The sequence below is a fragment of the Angustibacter speluncae genome (assembly GCF_054777815.1).
Genome location: NZ_BAAHAF010000020.1, coordinates 1 through 18,926 on the forward strand (window position 1 = coordinate 1; position 18,926 = coordinate 18,926).

General features: G+C 74.9%; 16 protein-coding genes. 9 read left to right on the forward strand and 7 right to left on the reverse strand.

The genetic code is table 11. The features are described 5' to 3' along the window. From ACYVKY_RS02290 to ACYVKY_RS02300, 3 genes are all read left to right on the forward strand, one after another. Positions 1–2,307 (forward strand): ATP-dependent Clp protease ATP-binding subunit (locus ACYVKY_RS02290; RefSeq protein ID WP_460433374.1); only part of this gene is annotated, 2,307 nt, incomplete at its 5' end. Beyond that, positions 2,308–5,685, forward strand: coding sequence for an EAL domain-containing protein (locus ACYVKY_RS02295; RefSeq protein ID WP_460433375.1), 3,378 nt, complete (start codon positions 2,308–2,310; stop codon positions 5,683–5,685). It abuts the gene before it with no gap. Between the two features lie 148 nt (positions 5,686–5,833). Continuing rightward, positions 5,834–8,698, forward strand: coding sequence for a sensor domain-containing protein (locus ACYVKY_RS02300; protein ID WP_460433376.1), 2,865 nt, complete (start codon positions 5,834–5,836; stop codon positions 8,696–8,698). Between the two features lie 98 nt (positions 8,699–8,796). Here ACYVKY_RS02300 and ACYVKY_RS02305 read toward each other — a convergent pair whose 3' ends face one another. The 4 genes from ACYVKY_RS02305 to ACYVKY_RS02320 form a co-directional block, all read right to left on the reverse strand. Then, positions 8,797–9,024: a hypothetical protein gene (locus ACYVKY_RS02305; RefSeq protein WP_460433377.1), complete on the reverse strand. Its 228-nt coding sequence runs from the start codon at positions 9,022–9,024 to the stop codon at positions 8,797–8,799. Between the two features lie 12 nt (positions 9,025–9,036). Next, complete coding sequence (locus ACYVKY_RS02310; protein WP_460433378.1) at positions 9,037–9,756, reverse strand: hypothetical protein; 720 nt, start codon at positions 9,754–9,756, stop codon at positions 9,037–9,039. Positions 9,757–9,960: 204 nt separating this feature from the next. Beyond that, a complete protein-coding gene (locus tag ACYVKY_RS02315) occupies positions 9,961–10,791 on the reverse strand; it encodes an alpha/beta fold hydrolase (protein ID WP_460433379.1) in 831 nt (276 codons plus the stop codon). 58 nt (positions 10,792–10,849) lie between these two features. After that, a complete protein-coding gene (locus ACYVKY_RS02320) occupies positions 10,850–11,641 on the reverse strand; it encodes an exodeoxyribonuclease III (RefSeq protein WP_460433380.1) in 792 nt (263 codons plus the stop codon). A gap of 53 nt (positions 11,642–11,694) precedes the next feature. On the opposite strand from ACYVKY_RS02320, the gene ACYVKY_RS02325 reads away from it, so the two are divergent. Continuing rightward, a complete protein-coding gene (locus ACYVKY_RS02325; RefSeq protein WP_460433381.1) occupies positions 11,695–12,462 on the forward strand; it encodes an SDR family NAD(P)-dependent oxidoreductase in 768 nt (255 codons plus the stop codon). Between the two features lie 105 nt (positions 12,463–12,567). Next, positions 12,568–13,128, forward strand: a complete 561-nt coding sequence (pyrE, locus tag ACYVKY_RS02330; protein WP_460433382.1) for an orotate phosphoribosyltransferase — start codon at positions 12,568–12,570, stop codon at positions 13,126–13,128. Here pyrE and ACYVKY_RS02335 read toward each other — a convergent pair. From ACYVKY_RS02335 to ACYVKY_RS02345, 3 genes are all read right to left on the reverse strand, one after another. Then, positions 13,092–13,751, reverse strand: coding sequence for a DedA family protein (locus tag ACYVKY_RS02335; protein WP_460433383.1), 660 nt, complete (start codon positions 13,749–13,751; stop codon positions 13,092–13,094). The two genes, pyrE and ACYVKY_RS02335, sit on opposite strands and share 37 nt — an antisense overlap. Positions 13,752–13,771: 20 nt before the next feature. Then, on the reverse strand, positions 13,772–14,434 hold the full coding sequence (locus ACYVKY_RS02340; protein ID WP_460433384.1) for a hypothetical protein: 663 nt from the start codon (positions 14,432–14,434) through the stop codon (positions 13,772–13,774). 73 nt (positions 14,435–14,507) lie between these two features. Beyond that, positions 14,508–15,194, reverse strand: a complete 687-nt coding sequence (locus ACYVKY_RS02345; RefSeq protein ID WP_460433389.1) for a VTT domain-containing protein — start codon at positions 15,192–15,194, stop codon at positions 14,508–14,510. Positions 15,195–15,277: 83 nt separating this feature from the next. On the opposite strand from ACYVKY_RS02345, the gene ACYVKY_RS02350 reads away from it, so the two are divergent. The 4 genes from ACYVKY_RS02350 to ACYVKY_RS02365 all read left to right on the forward strand — a co-directional run. Beyond that, positions 15,278–15,928, forward strand: a complete 651-nt coding sequence (locus ACYVKY_RS02350; RefSeq protein ID WP_460433385.1) for an RNA methyltransferase — start codon at positions 15,278–15,280, stop codon at positions 15,926–15,928. Further along, complete coding sequence (locus ACYVKY_RS02355; RefSeq protein ID WP_460433386.1) at positions 15,925–16,422, forward strand: hypothetical protein; 498 nt, start codon at positions 15,925–15,927, stop codon at positions 16,420–16,422. Before ACYVKY_RS02350 ends, ACYVKY_RS02355 begins: the two co-directional genes overlap by 4 nt. Beyond that, the gene (locus ACYVKY_RS02360; RefSeq protein ID WP_460433387.1) at positions 16,419–17,789 is read left to right on the forward strand and encodes an NAD(P)/FAD-dependent oxidoreductase; all 1,371 of its coding nucleotides are present in this window, start codon (positions 16,419–16,421) and stop codon (positions 17,787–17,789) included. Before ACYVKY_RS02355 ends, ACYVKY_RS02360 begins: the two co-directional genes overlap by 4 nt. Positions 17,790–17,872: 83 nt before the next feature. Then, positions 17,873–18,926, forward strand: a 1,054-nt coding sequence (locus ACYVKY_RS02365) for a hypothetical protein (protein ID WP_460433388.1), incomplete at its 3' end; no start/stop codon positions are given.

Consider the following 18,926-nt stretch of genomic DNA (forward strand, 5'->3'; position numbering starts at 1 on the left):
CGCGCGTTCGCCGGCCTCAAGGTCGCGGCGGTCGGCGGCGTGACGGCCGACGCGCTGCGCGAGTCGCTGCCGCAGGTGCGCGGCGCGGCCAAGGTCGACAGCGCCGACCCGGAGGGCACGTTCAACGCCCTGGAGAAGTACGGCATCGACCTCACCGCGCAGGCGCGCGAGGGCCGGCTCGACCCCGTCATCGGCCGCGACGCCGAGATCCGCCGCGTCGTGCAGGTGCTGAGCCGTCGCACCAAGAACAACCCCGTGCTCATCGGCGAGCCCGGCGTCGGCAAGACCGCCGTCGTCGAGGGGCTGGCGCAGCGCATCGTCGCCGGCGACGTGCCCGACTCGCTGCGCGGCAAGCGGCTCGTCTCGCTCGACCTCGCGGGCATGGTCGCCGGGGCGAAGTACCGCGGCGAGTTCGAGGAGCGGCTCAAGGCCGTCCTGGCCGAGATCCAGGGCAGCGACGGCCAGGTCGTCACGTTCATCGACGAGCTGCACACGGTCGTCGGTGCGGGCGCCGGCGGCGAGGGCGCGATGGACGCCGGCAACATGCTGAAGCCGATGCTGGCCCGCGGCCAGCTCCGGATGGTCGGCGCGACGACGCTCGACGAGTACCGCGAGCGGATCGAGAAGGACCCCGCGCTCGAGCGCCGCTTCCAGCAGGTGTTCGTCGGCGAGCCCAGCGTCACCGACACCGTCGCCATCCTGCGCGGCCTCAAGGAGCGCTACGAGGCGCACCACAAGGTCGAGATCACCGACGCGGCACTCGTCGCCGCCGCCACGCTGTCCGACCGGTACATCTCCGGCCGCCAGCTCCCCGACAAGGCGATCGACCTGGTCGACGAGGCGGCGTCCCGGCTCCGGATGGAGATCGACTCGTCCCCGGTCGAGATCGACGAGCTCCAGCGCGCGGCCGACCGGATGCGGATGGAGGAGCTCGCGCTGTCCAAGGCCGACGACGCGGCGAGCCGCGAGCGGCTCGAGCGGCTGCGGTCCGACCTCGCCGACACCCAGGAGCAGCTGTCGGCGCTCAACGCCCGGTGGGAGCAGGAGAAGGCGAGCCTGAACCGCGCCGGCGACCTGCGCCAGCAGCTCGACGAGCTGCGCGGCCAGGCCGAGCGGCTCCAGCGCCAGGGCGACCTCGGCCCCGCGAGCGAGCTGCTCTACGGCCGGATCCCGCAGATCGAGAAGGAGCTGGCCGAGGCCGAGGCGGCCGAGCAGGTGGCCGCCGCCGAGGGGCCGATGGTCTCCGACCGGGTCGGTCCGGACGACGTCGCCGACGTCGTCGCCGCCTGGACGGGCATCCCGGCCGGACGGCTGCTCGAGGGCGAGCAGGCCAAGCTGCTGCGAATGGAGGACGTGCTCGGCGAGCGGCTGATCGGCCAGCACGAGGCCGTCCGCGCCGTCAGCGACGCCGTCCGCCGCGCCCGCGCCGGCATCAGCGACCCCGACCGCCCGGTGGGCTCGTTCCTGTTCCTCGGCCCCACCGGCGTCGGCAAGACCGAGCTGGCCAAGGCCCTGGCCGACTTCCTGTTCGACGACGACCGGGCGATCGTCCGGGTCGACATGAGCGAGTACAGCGAGAAGCACTCGGTGTCGCGGCTCGTCGGCGCCCCGCCCGGCTACGTCGGGTACGACGAGGGCGGGCAGCTCACCGAGGCGGTACGCCGCCGTCCCTACAGCGTCGTGCTGCTCGACGAGGTCGAGAAGGCGCACCCGGACGTCTTCGACATCCTGCTGCAGGTGCTCGACGACGGCCGGCTCACCGACGGCCAGGGCCGCACCGTCGACTTCCGCAACGTCATCCTGGTGCTCACCTCCAACCTGGGCTCCACCCACCTGGTCGACCCCACGCTCAGCCGCGAGGTGCAGCACGAGAACGTGATGGCCGCGGTGCGGGCGGCGTTCAAGCCCGAGTTCCTCAACCGGCTCGACGACGTCGTGGTCTTCGACCCGCTCAGCCGCGAGCAGCTCGCCGAGATCGTCCGCATCCAGGTCGACCGGCTGGCGGAGCGCCTCGCCCAGCGCCGGCTCACGCTCACCGTCTCGGACGAAGCGCGCGGCTGGCTCGCGTCCGAGGGGTTCGACCCCGCGTACGGGGCGCGCCCGCTGCGCCGGCTGGTGCAGACCCAGATCGGCGACCGGCTGGCCCGGGCGCTGCTGTCCGGCGAGGTGCGCGACGGCGACGCCGTGCGGGTCGAGCGCACCGGCGACGGCCTGGCCGTCGTCCCGGCCTCGGACGGCGACGTCGTGCTGGACGGCCTGGCGACCACGGAGGTCAAGGTCGACGGGAACGGTGCCGATGCGCCGTAGGTGTCCTCCGTCCCGCTGACCGGGCCGGCCCCGCCCGCGCGCGCGGCGGTGCCGGTGGTCCGCCTCACCCGCGCGCAGCAGCGCATCCGCGCCGCGGGCCTGGCGGACGTGCTGCGCGTCACGGCGCAGCAGGTGCTCGAGCTGTGCGGCGCCGACCTGGTCTGCGTGTCGACCTCGGACGACGAGGGCACCTCGCTGGTCGCGCGCGAGGTGTGCGGCACGGTCTGGGACGGCGCACCGTTCCCCGGCCACAAGGTCCCGCTCCAGGGCACGCTCGCCGGCCTCACCCTGCTCACGGGCGAGAGCCGGCTGTGCCTCGACGGCGCCACCGACACCCGGTCCGACCCGGCCCGCAACGCCCGGTTCGGCGTGGGCTCCTCGCTCAACGTGCCGCTGGTGCGCAGCGGCGAGGTGGTCGGCGTCGTCTCGGTGCTGGCCCGCGAGACGCACCGGTTCGACGCCGAGGACCTCGCGACCGCCGAGCTCACCTGCGGCACCGCCTCGGACCGGCTCGCTCAGCTGGTCGACGAGTACGGCGCGGCCGAGCTGCACCGCACCGTCCTGGACGCGCTCGACGAGGGCGTCCTGGTCACCCGCGGCGACGAGCTCGAGCTGCTGCACGCCAACCACGCGTTCCGGCGGATGGGGTCCGGCGACGTGCCCGAGCCCGGCACCGCCCTGCGCGACGTCCCGTGGACGATCTACGGCCTGGACGGGCGGCTCATGCCGCAGCGCGACCAGCCGACCGCGGTCGCGTGGCGCACCGGCAGGGGCGTGCACGACGTCGTGCTGCGCCTCGGCGGCCCGGACGGCGGCGGCCGGTGGTTCAGCGTCACCGCCCTGCCGGTGCGCGACCCGCTCTCGCACCGGGTGCTCTCGGTGGTGACCCGGCTGCGCGACGTCACCGACGAGCGGCGCGACCGCGAGCAGCTCGAGACCAGCAAGGAGCGGCTGCGTGCGGCGCAGCACGTGTCCGGCCTGGCCTGGTGGTCCTACGACGCCGTCACCGACACCCACGGCTGGTCCGAGCAGATGTTCGAGATCGCCGGGCTCGACCCGTCCGCCGACCCGCCGTCCGGCGCGGGCTTCCTCGCGCTGATGCACCCGGACGACCGTCCCGAGTCGTTCGAGTCCGGCGGCGCGCCGGAGCCCTCGGCCGACGACGACGCCACCCGGCCGCACTCCCGCAACGAGGTGTTCCGCCTGGTGCGGCCCGACGGCGAGGTGCGCGTCGTCCAGTCCTGGTCGGACCGCGAGCACGGCCCGGACGGCCGGCTGCGGCGCATCTACGGCGCCAGCCTCGACGTCACCGACCGCGAGGCCGCGGTCGCCGCGCTCGGTCGCCGCGACCAGCGCTTCCGGCTCGCCTTCGACAACTCCCCGATCGGGATGGGCCTGATCGACGTCGCCCCCGGCCGGGAGCCGACGCTGGTGCGCGCCAACGACGCGCTCGTCACGGCGCTGGGCCACCTCGACGAGGCCGACCTGCTGGCCCGCGCCGAGTCGTGGTCGGACCCCTCGCTGGTGGTCCGCGACCGCGCCCTGCTCGGCCGCGTCGTCTCCGGCGAGGTCGAGAGCCTGCAGATGGAGACGGTGCTCGTGCGCCGCGACGGCACCACCTTCCCGGCGCTGGTCACCAGCAGCGTCTCGGGCCAGGGGGCCGACGCGGTGCTGCTGCTGCACGTGCTCGACCTCACCGAGCGCCGCCGCGCGCACGACGAGGTCGAGCGCAGCGAGCAGCTGTTCCGCGCCGCGTTCGAGCACGCGCCGTCCGGCATGGTCGTGGTGAGCGCCGAGGACGGGCGCCAGGGCGAGATCGTCCGGGCGAACCGGGCGATGTGCGACCTGCTCGGCCTCCCGACCGACCGGGTCGTCGGCCGCGTCGCGCAGGACTTCCTGGTCCGCTCCGACCGGGAGGCGAGCTACGCGACGCTCGCGCGGGTCGCGGCGTCCGGCAACGACAGCGGCACCGCCCACCGCCGGCTGCAGCGTCCGGACGGCACGCAGCGCGACGTCTACGTCAGCTCGACCGCGCTGAGCGCCGGCGAGCACCCGACCGTCCTCACCCACGTCGTCGACGTCACCCAGCAGCAGGACCACCAGCGCACGCTCGAGCACATGGCGATGACCGACTCGATGACGGGGCTCGCCAACCGCGTCCAGCTCGCCGCCTGGCTCGAGATGGCGACCGCCGGTCCGGCGGAACGCGTGGCGCTGCTCATGCTCGACCTCGACCGGTTCAAGAACGTCAACGACTCCCTCGGCCACGACGTCGGCGACCAGCTGCTGCAGCAGGTCGCCGAGCGGCTCGCCCGCGGGCGCGAGCGCGGGTGGCGGGTGGCCCGGCTCGGCGGCGACGAGTTCGTCGTGCTGCTGGTCGACGTCGACTCCGCCGACTACCCCCAGCGGGTCGCCGAGGAGGTGCTCGAGGCGGTCGCCCGGCCGTACCACCTCGAGTCCGGGCACCGGATCGAGACGACCGGCAGCGTCGGCATCGCGCTCGGCGGCCGCGTCGGTCCCGGCGGCGAGAACCTGCTGCGCCAGGCCGACCTCGCCCTCTACGCGGCCAAGGACGGCGGCCGGAACCGGTTCGCCGTCTGCGACGCCGACCTGCTGGACGCCATCGAGGACCGCGTGCGCACCGAGGCCCGGCTGCGCGAGGCGCTCGACCGCGGGCACCTGCGCGTGCACCTGCAGCCGATCGTGTCCCTCGTCGACGGCGGCCTGGTGGCGCTCGAGGCGCTGGTGCGGCTGGAGGACCCCGTCGAGGGCCTGCTGCCGCCCGCCCGCTTCATCGACGTCGCCGAGGAGAGCGGCCTGATCGCCGAGGTCGACCGGTTCGTCCTCGCCGAGGCGCTGCGGGTCGCCGCGGAGCACCCGCTGGCCCGCCACGACCCGTCCGTGCGGATCGCGGTCAACCTGTCGAGCCGCACGCTCGCCCAGGGCGACCTCGCCGGCTACCTGCGCTCGCTGCTGCACGCGTCGGGGGTGCCGGGGTCGCGGCTGCTGCTCGAGGTGACCGAGAGCGGCCTGCTCGCCGACGACCCCGCGCTGCACCGCCTGCTGGGCGAGCTCACCGGGCTCGGCGCGCACCTCGCGATCGACGACTTCGGGACGGGGTACTCGGCGCTGGCGTACCTGACCCGCTTCCGCATGCACAAGCTGAAGATCGACCGCGCCTTCGTCGCCGACCTCGACCAGCGCGGTGGCGTCGCCGAGGCCACGATCCGGGCGATCATCCAGCTCGCGCACGCCCACGGGATGAAGGTCACCGCCGAGGGCGTCGAGACCGAGGAGCAGGCCGACGTGCTGCGCGGCATGGGCTGTGACAGCGCCCAGGGCTGGCTGTTCGGGCGTCCCGCACCCGCCTGGGGCTGACCGGCCCGAGGGCCGGTCGGAGGCCGGCCCGTCGACGCTGCGTACCCGAGATCCCCGACGGTGCAACCGCCACGCCCCCGAACGGCCCATCGCCGGGTTGGCACGCTCACCGTGGGCGAGCATCATGGGCGATGTCGAGAGGCGGGTCGTGGATCACCGGATCAGCGAGGCTGCACCTGGCGGACGGGTGCTCGCCCTCGCCGACCTGGTGCGCGTGCAGCGTGCGCAGCGCGCTGTCCGTCGCGCGCCCCTGACCGCCCTGCTCGTCGAGACCGTCGACCGCAGCGGCGAGCTCGTCGGCGCTGCCGACGGCCGCGCCGTCTTCGTCGACGTCGACCCGGACGCCCACCCCGCGTGCCGCGAGGCGGCCCGCACCGGCAGCCCGGCGCTGGTCGCCGAGGGGCGCGAGCTCGTGGTTCCCGTGCTGGTGCAGGCCGGCGGTGCCGTCGTCGTGCACCTCGACGCGCCCGACGGGGCCCGGTTCTCGGCGGTCGACCTCGAGCTGGTGCAGCTGGTGTGCCAGGTCGCCTCCTACCGGCTCGAGCTGGCGGGCGCCCCCGGTGACGACGACCTGCTGCGCTGGGCCCTGGTCAGCTCGGTCGACGAGGGCGTGATCGTGACGCGCGGGCCCGAGCAGCGGGTCGTGCTGGTGAGCGAGGTGCTCGAGCACTCGCTCGCCGCGAGCCCGCACCGCACGGAGGGCCGGCCGATCAGCCTGCGCGACTGGAGCTGGCTCGACGAGGACGGCACCCTGCGGGCACCCGAGGACATGCCCACCTGGCGCGCGTACCGGCACGGCGAGGCGGTCGTCGGCGAGCGGATGCGGATGGTTCCCGCCGACGGTGGCGCCACCACCGGCGACCCGACCCGCTGGGTGGTGGTCAGCGCCTACCCGGTGCCCGACCCGCTCACCGGCCACGCCGACGCCGTCGTCACCCGCGTCCGCGACGTCACCGCCGAGCACCACCTCGAGCAGGTGCGGCGCGAGGAGGCCGACCAGCTGCACGCCGCGCAGCAGGTGGCCGGGCTGGCCTGGATCACGCTGTCGCCCGCGACGGGCGAGATCACCTGGTCCGACGAGATGTACCGCATCGCCGGGCTCGACCCGCTCGGCCCGCGGATCACGTTCGCGGGGTTCCGCGCCGTCCTGCACCCCGAGGACGCCCACCTGCTCGACCTCGACGAGGACCTCGTCGGGCGGATGCGGCGGCTCGTACGGGCGCGGCTGCGCCGCCCGGACGGCGACGAGCGCGTCGTGCAGGTCTGGACCGACGAGGACCGCGACGACGACGGCGGGCTGACGCTGCTGCGCGCCGCCGTGCTCGACGTCACCGAGCACGAGCGGACGGTGCGGCGCGCGGCCGACGCCCGCCGGCACTTCGAGCTCGCCTTCGACGGCGCGCCCTACGGGATGCTCGTGGTGTCCGTGGCCGAGGGCTCGACCGGGCGGGTGCTGCGGGTCAACAACGGCCTGGCCGAGATGGTGCAGCGTCCGGTCGAGGCGATCGGCGGCCAGGTCGAGACCGTGCTGGTCTGCGCGGACGAGGGCGCCGAGCACTCCCTCGACGCCAGCCGGCTGCGGCTCGCCGGCGTCGAGGGCGACCGGCTGGTGCGCCGGCTGCGCCGCGCCGACGGCCAGGTCGTGCACGTCTGGATCACCGTCGTCCCGGTGCTCGACTCGACCGCGGCCGAGCCCTTCCTCGTCGTGCACGTGCTCGACGTGACCGCGCAGTTCCAGCAGCAGCGGGCGCTCGAGCGGATCGCGCTCACCGACGCCGTCACGGGCCTGGCCAACCGCGCCATGGTCACCGTGCGCATCGACCAGGCGCTCGCCACCGGCGTGCGCCCGCTCGCGCTGCTCATGGTCGACCTCGACCGGTTCAAGACCGTCAACGACAGCGTCGGGCACCAGGTCGGCGACCTGCTGCTGATCGGGGCGGCCGAGCGGCTGCGCACCACGGCGCCCGAGGGCGCGCTGGTCGCCCGGCTCGGCGGCGACGAGTTCGTCGTGCTGCTCCAGGGCGACACCGCCTCACGGGCCGAGGAGGTGGCCGAGGGGCTCGTCGCCGAGCTGAACCGCCCGTACGACCTCGCGTCCGGCCACCGGCTCGTCAGCAGCGCCAGCGTCGGCGTGGCCGTCGTCCCGGACGCCGGCTCGACCCGCCTCGACCTGCTGCGCGACGCCGACCTCGCGCTCTACCGGGCCAAGGAGCTCGGCCGCAACCAGTTCGTCGTCTGCGACGACGACCTGCACGAGCGGGCCGAGCAGCGGCTGCGCGACGAGCAGCGGCTCCGCGACGGCCTCGCCGGCGGGTGGCTGCGCCTGCACCTGCAGCCCATCCAGGACCTCGCCACCGGCGCCCTCACCGGCTTCGAGGCGCTGGTGCGCCTCGACGACCCCGAGCTCGGCGTGCTCGAGCCCGAGCGCTTCGTCCCGGTCGCCGAGGAGACCGGCCTGGTCGCCGAGATCGACCACTGGATGATCGGCGCCGTCCTCGACCACCTCGAGCACGACCCGCGCCTGCTCGCCGAGCCGACGCTGCGGGTGGCCGTCAACGTCTCGGGCCGCACCCTGGAGCGTCCGGACTTCTCGCCGCGGCTGCGCGAGGCGCTCGAGCGGCACGGCACCGACCCGCACCGCGTGGCTCTCGAGATCACCGAGTCGTGCCTGCTCGACGACGCCGACGGCGGCACCCTCGCCGCCCTGCGCGAGCTGCGGGCGATGGGGCTCACGGTCTGCATCGACGACTTCGGCACCGGCTACTCGGCCCTGTCGTACCTGCAGACCTTCGAGGTCGACGTGCTCAAGGTCGACCGCCGGTTCGTCGCCGCGCTGTCGGGCCCCGGCGAGCAGGCCCGCGCCACGATGCACGCGATCATCACGATGGCCCACGCCCTGGGCCTCGTGGTCGTCGCCGAGGGCGTCGAGTCGGCCGAGCAGCGCGACACCCTCGTCGGCCTCGGCTGCGACCTCGGCCAGGGCTGGCTCTTCGGCCGCCCCGAGCAGGCCTGACGCCCCGTCCCCTGGCCCGTTTCGCTAGTTCAGTGTCGGAAGTGACACCGAAGTGTTGCCGCGACACGTGTGACACGCCAGGTTGCCTCGTGCAGTGCTCAGCCGGCGCGGTGTCGTCCCGCTCGGGCGAGGGCGAAGGCCTCGACCAGCCTGGCGCGCACGAGGGGCAGGTCGTGCACCTCGGCCCAGGTGAACCGGACGACGCCCCAGCCGGCGCGCTCGATCGCCTGCTCGCGTTGGCGCTCTCGGACGAGCACCGTCTCGGTGGTCTCGCCCTCCTTCAGCAGGCGCCCGTACTTGATCCGCCCGTCGAACTCCCCGACCACGCCCCGCTCGGGCTACCCGAAGTCGGTGCGGACGTCACCGGCGTCCGTCGTGAGCTCGAGCTGCAAGGTGGACGCGGGCAGCCCGACCGCCGCGAACGCCAGTCGCGAGAGCGTCTCTCCGGGTGACTCCGCCCGGTGGTCCGCGACGGTGAGGGCACGACGCGCCTGGGCGGACCCGGGCCAGCGCTCGGTGTCGTCGAGCAGCCGACCGAGCTCGAGCCGCGACGCCCCTCGACGCAGCGCGGCGTCCATCGTGACCACCGCGCTGTCGAACCTGCTCACGCGCGCGGTGTCGAACACGGTGCGGACCAGCTCCGTCACCGGCAAGCCGTCGACCAGCACCTGCGCCGGTTGCGGGCCGTCGTGGTGCCAGACGCCGGCCTGGTGCCGCGTGCGCCCGGTGCCGGCCGCGCGCGTCACGTGCACCTCCTCCAGCCGGACGCGGTGCAGCGGCAGGTCGTGCAGGACGGCGGCCGTGAGGTGGCTGAACGTGTGGGGCGTCGTCAGCTGCAGCGAGACCGCGCGGGCGAGTGCGCGGTGCCGGTCCCGGGCGTCCCACCCGTCCCAGCTCTGTCGGAGCGCGTAGGCGCCCCAACGGATCCGGACGAGGCGACCACCGGCCCGGAGCCGGCCGACGTCACGGCCGGTGAGCCCGTGCGCGAGCGCCTGGCCGGTGGTGAGCACGCCGCCCTGAAGCGTCGCGACGGCGAGCAGGTCGGTGGGGAGATCCATGCCGCGCAGCGTCGTCCCCGGAGCACCGGGCGGGAGTCGTCGCGAACGCGATCTGTGGACGGCGGTCAGGGTCGGGGGCCTGTGGACGACGCGACGCGCGACCAGGCCCAGCCGACCACTGGACGAGGCGAGCTGGCGTGTCACACGTGTCGTCGCACCACCTCGGTGTCACTTCCGACACTGAACTAGCGAAACGGGCAGAGGTCAGGAAGTGAGGAGGGCGAGGACCTCGGCGACGACGACGTCGGGGCGCTCGACGGGGAGCATGTGGCCGGCGTCGTTGACGCGCACCAGGCGCGACCCGGGGACGGCACCGGCGAGGCGCTCGGACAGCACCGGCGGGGTCAGCCGGTCGTGCTCGCCGACCACGACGCTCACCCGGTGGGACGCCAGGTGCCGCAGGGCCTCCCGCTCGTCGTGCTCCACCAGGGCGCCGTACCAGGCGCCGATCGAACGGGCCCGCACCCAGCCCTCGGTGCGGCCGGAGCTGCGGACCAGCGCGGGGTCGGCGGTCGGCCCCCACGCCCTGCTGCGCCGCACCGAGCCGGGCAGGCGCGGCACCCGCACCCGCGACGGGACGCGACCCACCACGCGCATCGCGAGCGGCAGCGCGCGCGACGTGGTGCGTCCGAGACGGGCGGCCGTCGACACGAGCACGAAACCGGCTGCGGTCAAGAGGGTCTCGTCGAAGTGGCGACCCGCCCACGCCAGCAACGACATCGCCCCCATCGAGTGCCCGACGAGGACGACCGGGCCTCCCGGCCGCACGGCGCGCAGGACGGTGGCGACGTCGTCGCCCAGGCGCCGCACGCTCGGGGTCAGACCGGCGCGGCCGGACGTGGACCGCCCGTGCTCGCGCAGGTCGAAGCGGACCAACGCCACCTCGGGACGCTCCGCACGCAACCGCTCGACCACGTGGTCCCAGGTGTGGTGGGTGAGGGTCCAGCCGTGCACGAGCAGCACCGTGGCGGTGGCTCGAGCAGGGTCGGGGCCGTCGACCACCACGTTCAGGACGGCACCGTCGTCGGTGCGCACCGTCCGCCGGTTCGCGTCGTCACGCGGGCGCGCTCGGCGTCGCGGGGGGAGCACGGCGTCAGTCCAGGTCGACGACGACGGGCGCGTGGTCGCTCGAGCCCTTGCCCTTGCGCTCCTCGCGGTCGATCGCCGCCGCCGAGACGCGCTGCGCGAGAGCGGGTGACGCCAGCACGAAGTCGATGCGCATACCCTCGCGGCGGGCGAAGCGCAGCCGCTGGTAGTCCCAGTACGTGTAGACGCCGGGTCCGGGGGCGAAGGGCCGCACCACGTCGGCGTACCCGGCGTCGACCACCGCGCCGAAACCGGCCCGCTCCTCGGGCGAGGTGTGCGACTTGTCGGCGTAGAACTCGGGGCTCCAGACGTCCTCGTCGAACGGCGCGACGTTCCAGTCGCCGCAGAACGCCATCTGCAGGTCGGGGTCGGCGGCGAGCCGGTCGCGGCCGTGCGCCGCGAGCGCGTGCAGCCACTGCAGCTTGTACTCCATGTGCGGGTCGCCGATCTGGCGACCGTTCGGCACGTACACCGACCACACGCGCACGCCGCCGCAGGTGGCGCCGATCGCGCGCGCCTCGGCCACGGGTTCGGGCTCGCCCCAGGTGGGCTGGCCGGGGAACCCGATCTCGACGTCCTCGAGGCCGACCCGCGAGAGCACCGCGACCCCGTTCCACTGGTTCAACCCGTGGTGCGCCACCTCGTACCCCAGCTCCTCGAACCGCTCTCGCGGCAGCTGGTCGTCGCGGCACTTGGTCTCCTGCAGGGCGACCACGTCGGGCTGCACCCGCTCGAGCCAGGCGACGACGCGGTCGACGCGCGACCGGATCGAGTTGACGTTGTGGGTGGCGATGCGCACCCGCCGACCGTAGCGAGCGAGAGGCGCGTCCGCGCGCGTGGGAGGCTGCGGCCATGACCACCGCACTCGTCACCGGCGCCACCGCCGGCATCGGCTGGACGTACGCCCGCAAGCTGGCCGAGCAGGGCCACGAACTGGTGCTCGTGGCCCGCGACGTCGACCGGCTGGGGGAGCGCGCCGAGGAGCTGCGCGCGCTCGGCGTCGAGGTCGAGGTGCTCCCGGCCGACCTGTCCGACCGCGACCAGGTCGAGCGGGTGGCCGAGCGGCTGCGCGACGCCGACCGACCCGTCGACCTGCTGGTGAACAACGCCGGCTTCGGCATCCGCACCCCCTTCACCCGCAGCGACGTGCGCGACGAGGAGCGCATGCTGGCCGTGCTGTGCACGGCGGTGCTGGTGCTCTCGCACGCGGCCGCGAACGCGATGCGCGAGCGGGGTCACGGCGCGGTCGTGAACGTCTCGTCGGTCGCGGGCTTCGCGGCGATGGGCTCGTACTCGGCCGCCAAGGCCTGGGTCACCACGTTCAGCCAGGCGCTGTCGGCCGAGCTCGAGGGCACCGGCGTCCGCGTCCAGGCGATGTGCCCGGGCTTCACCCGCACCGAGTTCCACCAGCGCGGCGGCATGAAGATGACGGGGATGCCCGACCTCGCCTGGCTCGATGTCGACGACCTGGTCGACGCCGCCCTGAAGGACCTGCGCCGCGGCGTGGTGGTGAGCGTCCCGTCGGCCCGCTACAAGGCGGTGCGGCACGTGCTCAAGCACGCGCCGTCCGGGCTGGTGCGGCGCGGCTCGCGCGGCGTGGGGGCCCGCCGCCGCGGCTGAACCTGTGCACACGACGAGGAGTCGACGCACCCGGACCAGCCCACGAGGCCGCGGGAGCCACCGACACCCCCGCCTGTGCACACCGGGTCGTTAGGCTCGGGGTCCGTGACCGACATCGCCGCTGACCGCGCCCGCCTGCTCGAGCTGATCAAGGAGCTCGCCGTCGTGCACGGCGAGGTCACCCTCTCCAGCGGCGCCACCGCGCAGTACTACGTCGACCTGCGCCGCATCACGCTGCACCACGAGGCGTCCCCGCTCGTCGGACGGGTGCTGCTCGACGTGCTCGACCGCGCGGGGCTCGAGTTCGAGGCGGTCGGCGGGCTCACCCTCGGCGCCGACCCCGTTGCCACCGCGGTCCTGCACGCCGCCGCCGCGCAGGGCCGGGCCGTCGACGCGTTCGTCGTCCGCAAGGAGGGCAAGGCGCACGGCCTGCAGCGCCGCATCGAGGGGCCGGACGTGCCCGGACGCCCGGTCGTCGCCGTCGAGGACACCTCGACCACCGGCGGCTCGGTGCTCACCGCCGTCGAGGCGCTGCGCGAGGCCGGTGCCGACCTGCGCGGCGTCGCCGTCATCGTCGACCGCGCGACCGGCGCGCGCGAGAAGGTCGAGGCCGAGGGCCTGTCGTACCACTACGTCTTCGGGCTGGACGAGCTCGGCCTCGGCTGACGCCGGCGGCGCGACCGCACGAGCGCCACGCCCATCGCGACGAACGAACCCACCACCGCGACGGCCGCGACGGCGTACGCGGCGGTGCGCAACCACGGCACCGAGTACGCGAGGTGCCCCAGCGTGACCAGGCCCGCGCCCCAGACCAGGGCACCGGCGACGTTGGCGACGAGGAACTTGCGGTACGGCATCCGCGCGACGCCCGCGAGGATCGGCGTGAACGTGCGCACCCACGGGATGAACCGGCAGACCACGACGGCCCACTGGCCCCAGCGCTCGTAGAACGCCTCGGCCTCGCGCAGCCGCTCCTGCACCTTCGCGCCGCGGCGCCCGGCCCACCCGTCGAGCCAGGGCCGGCCGAGGCGCGCCCCCGTCCAGTACCCGACGGTGTCGCCGGCCACCGCCGCCACGGTGACGCCGACGACGAGCACCGGGAACGACAGCGCGGTGCTCGGCTCGGCCGACAGCAGGCCGGCGGTGAACAGGATGGAGTCGCCGGGCAGGAAGAAGCCGACCAGGATCCCCGTCTCGACGAAGACGAAGCCGAACAGGACGACGTAGACCGCCGTCGCCCCCATGGTGTCGAGCTGCGGGTCGAGCAGACCGTTCCACCACTCGCCCACGGGGGCGACCCGTCAGGTCGTCAGCGGGCGGCGCGGGCGGCGCCGGCCTGCTGGAAGAACAGGTTCGACGGACGCTGCCAGAGCAGCACCACCGCGGCGATCGCGACCAGGAGCGACAGCACGCTGACGACCCGGGTGACGGCCGGGGCGGCGGAGGTGAGCGAGATCAGGAAGCTGATGACGTAGAGACCGGCCAGCACGGTGCCGAAGATGCGCGACCAGTTGGCACCGCGCCCGCAGAACACCGCGTTGAGGATCCACAGACTGGCACCGACCACCCCCGAGATCACGCCGACGACGATCCCGAACGTGATGGCGGTGTCGACCGCGCCGGAGGGGATGTCGCTGCCGCTCAGGCCCTGGCTGGCGAGCTCCTCCTCGACCAGCAGGCGCGTCTGCCCGATCAGGACGAACGCGAGCAGCATCTGCACGATCGCGAGGGCCGCGCCCGCGTACATCAGGTAGACCGCGTACTGCACGGTGCTGGGACGCGACACCGGGCCGGGAGCCGCGCCGTAACCGCCGGCCTGCGGGGCCGACCCGTACGCGGGAGCCGCGCCGTACTGCTGCTGGCCGTACGCCGGCGCCTGGCCGTACCCCTGCTGCGGCTGCTGCCCGTAGGACGGGGCCTGCCCGTAGCCCTGCTGCGGCTGCTGCCCGTACGGGTCGTTCGGCGTGCTCATCGTGGTCCCCTCCCGGTGGCGTGTGGCTCCCGCAACCTACCCGAGCGGACCCGGCCGACCGCGCCCGTCGTCCTCAGGCCTCGTCGCGGCGGACGGCCTTCGTGACCGCCTCGCGCTCGTGGTCCTCGTCGTAGCGCTCGTCGCGCGGCGCGCGCCGGGCGCGCCAGATCTCGAACGCCACCGGGACGAGCGAGAGCCCCACGATGCCGATCAGGATGATCTCGATGTTGTCCTTGACGAAGGTCAGCTGCCCGAGGAAGTAGCCGAGCACGGTGACGCACACGCCCCACAGGAACGCGCCGATCGCGTTGTACTTCAGGAAGTGCCGGTACTGCATGTGCCCGACGCCGGCGGCCACCGGGATGTAGGTGCGCACGATCGGGACGAACCGCGCCAGCACGATCGCCCGGCCGCCGTACTTGTCGAAGAACGCGTAGGTCTGGTCGATGTAGGACTGCTTGAAGATCCGCGAGTCCTCGCGCTTGAAGATCCTCGGCCCGGCGTACCGGCCGATCGCGTAGCCGACCTGGTCGCCGGCGAGCGCGGCCGCGAACAGCACGAGGCAGACGAGCCACAGCGGCTGGGCGATGACACCGCCGGCGGTCATCAGCCCCGCCGTGAACAGCAGGGAGTCGCCGGGCAGGAACGGGAACAGCAGGCCCGTCTCGATGAAGATGATCGCCGCCGTGCCCGCGAGCGCCCAGGGTCCGAACACGTCGTTGATGAGGTACTCGGGGTCGAGCCAGCTCGGTCCGAGCATCGGCACGGCCTGCACGAGCGAGGCGGCGAGGGGGGCGTCCACGGCGTCCAGGGTACGGGGGCGCGGCACTAGCCTCGGCCCTCGTGGACGAGCCGGAGCGCGAGGTCGGGGTCGGGCCGTGGCCCGGCCCCTGGCCGGACGACCCGCGCTACGACCCCGCGCTGCTGCGCGACGGCGACCGGCGCAACGTCGTCGACCGCTACCGGTACTGGACCGTCGAGGCGGTCGTCGCCGACCTCGACACCCGGCGGGCGGGCGTGCACGTCGCGATCGAGAACTGGCGCCACGACCTGAACATCGGGTCGGTCGTGCGGACGGCGAACGCCGTCAACGCGGCCGGCGTGCACGTCGTCGGCAACCGCCGGTGGAACCGGCGCGGGGCGATGGTCACCGACCGGTACCTGCACGTGCACCACCACCCGGACGCCGCGGCGCTGCGCGCGTGGGCCGACGCCGAGGGCGTGCCGGTGCTCGGGCTCGACAACGTCGAGGGCGCCGTGCCGCTCGAGACCGCCGACCTGCCGGAGCGGTGCGTCCTGCTGCTCGGTCAGGAGGGTGCGGGGCTGACGCCCGAGGCGGTCGCCGCCTGCGACGGCGTCCTGCACATCGCGCAGTTCGGGTCGACGCGGTCGCTGAACGCCGGTGCGGCAGCGGCGATCGCGCTGCACGCGTGGGTGCGCCGGTGGCGCTTCGGGCAGCGTCCCGCCGCCGGCGGCGGCACGATGGCGCCATGAGCCAGACGCACGAGCACGCCGGGGACGTCGCGGGAGAGCTGTCCGAGGGGGTCGCGGGCGACCGCGCGCAGGGGCTGGCCCGCCGTCCCGACGGGGTCGACGACGCGACGGTCGAGGCCGTCGGCAAGCTGAGCGAGGCGCTCGAGGTGGTCGAGGAGGTGCGCGGACTGCTGTACGCCCTGCACCGCCGCAGCGGCACCGCCGACCTCACGCTGCAGGAGGCGTGCGACAAGCTCGAGGAGGCCGGGCACACCGACCTCGCCGGGCGGCTGCGCACCGAGCTGGTCGGACGCAACGTCGTCGCCGGGCGCTGGACGTTCCAGGTCGTCGAGGAGTACGACGACGGCTACTGGACCGACTTCCGCCGGCTCGAGCGCGAGGTGCGCGAGGCGCTCGTGGGCGGACGGCGGCACGTGTTCGAGGCGGAGATGAAGGCGGACGAGATCACCCCCGGGCGCCCGGGTCACGAGGCGACGCCGGCCGACGTCCCGTGAGCCGCCTCGTCGTCGTCGGCGGTGACGCGGCGGGGATGTCGGCGGCGCACCAGGCGATCCGCACCGCGAAGGCGTCCGGGCGCGACCTCGAGGTGGTCGCGCTCGAGGCCACCGACCACACGTCCTACAGCGCGTGCGGCATCCCGTACTGGGTCGCGGGCGACGTCGGGTCCGGCGACGACCTGGTCGCGCGCACGGCCGAGCAGCACCGGGCCGCCGGCGTCGACCTGCGCCTGCGCCACCGCGTCGAGGGGATCGGCCTCGACCGCGGCGTCGTCGTCGCCCGCGACCTCGACGCCGGGCGCGACGTCGAGGTCGGGTTCGACGACGTGCTGCTCGCGACGGGTGCCGAACCGGTCGTGCCCGCCTGGGCCGAGCGCGCCGTCAGGCCGCCCACCGTGCACGTGCTGCACACGCTCGACGACGGCGCCGCCGTCCGCGGCCTGCTCGCCGACCGCCCGTCCAGCGCGCTCGTGGTCGGCGGCGGCTACATCGGCGTCGAGGCGGCCGAGTCGCTGGCGCGGCGCGGCCTGCGCACCACCCTGCTCACCCGCGGCGAGCACCTGATGACCGCCTCGCTGGTGCCGGCGCTCGCCGACCTGGCCCGGGCGGGGCTCGAGCGCGAGGGCGTCCGCGTGCTCACCCACCTGCAGGTCGACGGGCTCGAGCGCACGGCCGACGGCCGTCAGGTCGCGCTCGCGGGCGGCGAGCGGATCGAGGCCGACGTCGTGGTCGTCGGCACCGGCGTGACGCCGCGCACGGGCCTCGCCCGCGACGCCGGCCTGCCCCTGGGAGGCGACGCCCTGCGCGACGCCCTCGTCCCCGACGACCGCCAGCAGGTGGCCGACGGCGTGTGGGCGGCCGGCGACTGCGCGGCCGTCCGCGACGTCGTGACGGGCGAGCACCGGTTCGTCCCGCTCGGCACGCACGCGAACCGCGCCGGCCGGGTGGCCGGCACCAACCTCGGCGGCGGGGACGCCCGCTTCCCCGGCGCGGTCGGCACCGCGATCACCCGGGTCGGCGAGCTCGAGGTCGGTCGCACCGGGCTGCAGCCGGACGAGGCGCGCGCGGCCGGCTTCGAGCCGGTCGAGGTCACCCTGGAGTCGACGACGATCTCGGGCTACATGCCCGGCGCCGCCCCGATCACGGTGTGGGTGCTGGGCGACCGGGTGAGCGGCCGCCTGCTCGGCTGCCAGGTCGTGGGCGGACGCGGCGCCGGCAAGCGGGTCGACGTCGCCGCCACCGCGCTGCACACCCGGCTCACCCCGGGCGAGGTCGCGATGCTCGACCTCGCCTACGCGCCGCCCTTCTCCCCGGTGTGGGACCCGGTGCAGATCGCCTGCCGCAAGCTCGCCGACCGGCTCTGAGTGCGCCGAGGGCCGGCTGACAACCCCGCGGCCCCCGCGCCACGTCCTCACCGGGACGGCGGACGGCGGAGCGGGAGGTGGGCGTGGACGCACGGCAGCTGGCTGCCGCACGCCTGCGCGACGACCTCGCCCTGTCGGTCGTGTCCGCGCTGCTGCTCGCGCTCGTCGCCGGTGGCGTCGCGGGGCTGGTCAGCCTGGACGAGCAGACCCGCGACGGGGCCGTGCGCACCCGGGTCGCCCAGCTCCCGCCCGACCGCGCCTCCCTGACGGTGCAGGTGCCCGGCGAGCAGGAGGTCGACGACCTCGCCGGCGGCGAGCTCGACGACGCCGTCCGCGACGACCTGCGCCGCGCCTACGGCGACCTCCCGGTCACCACGACCGCGGCGGCGCGCAGCCAGCGGCCGGTCGTCGCACCGGTCGCCGAGGGCGCCACCTCGCTCGTGCTGCTCGCGGCGCAGGACCTCGACGACCTGGCCGGCCTGGTCGACGGCGACTGGCCGCAGGGGCCGGACGAGGCGTCCCTGCAGGCCGACGCCGCCGCCGCGCTCGGCGTCGGCGCCGGCGACCGGGTGCAGGTCGAGGACGAGGACGGCGCGCCGGTCGAGGTGCTCGTCACCGGCACCTGGCGGGTCGTGGACGACGCGGAGGCCCTGGTGGGCGGCGAGCCGCTGCTGCTCACCGGCCGGCAGAGCACCAGCGCCGTCGGCCCCCTCGTCCCCGCCGACCCGGCCCTGCTCGGGCCGGCCGTGCGCACCTGGTGGACCGCGCCCCGCCCCGCCGACCTCGACCTCGACACCGCCCGGCGGCTCCCGGCCGCCACCCGCGCCGCGGTCGCGACGATCGACCGCGACCCGAGGCTGCCGGCCGCCCGCACCAGCACGGCCCTGGACGAGGAGCTGACCGCGGTCGTGCGGGAGGCCGGTGCCGCCGGCGCCACCGGGCGCGTGGTGCTGCTGCTCGTCGCGCTGGTCTCGCTGACCGCGGTGCTCGTCGTGTCGTCGCTGCTCGTGCAGCGGCGGGCGGGCCACACCGCGCTGCTGCGGGCCCGCGGCGCGTCCTGGCCCCAGGTGGTCGCGTCGACGCTGCTCGAGACGGCCGTGGTCGTGCTGCCGTCCCTGCTGCTCGCGGTGGTGGTCG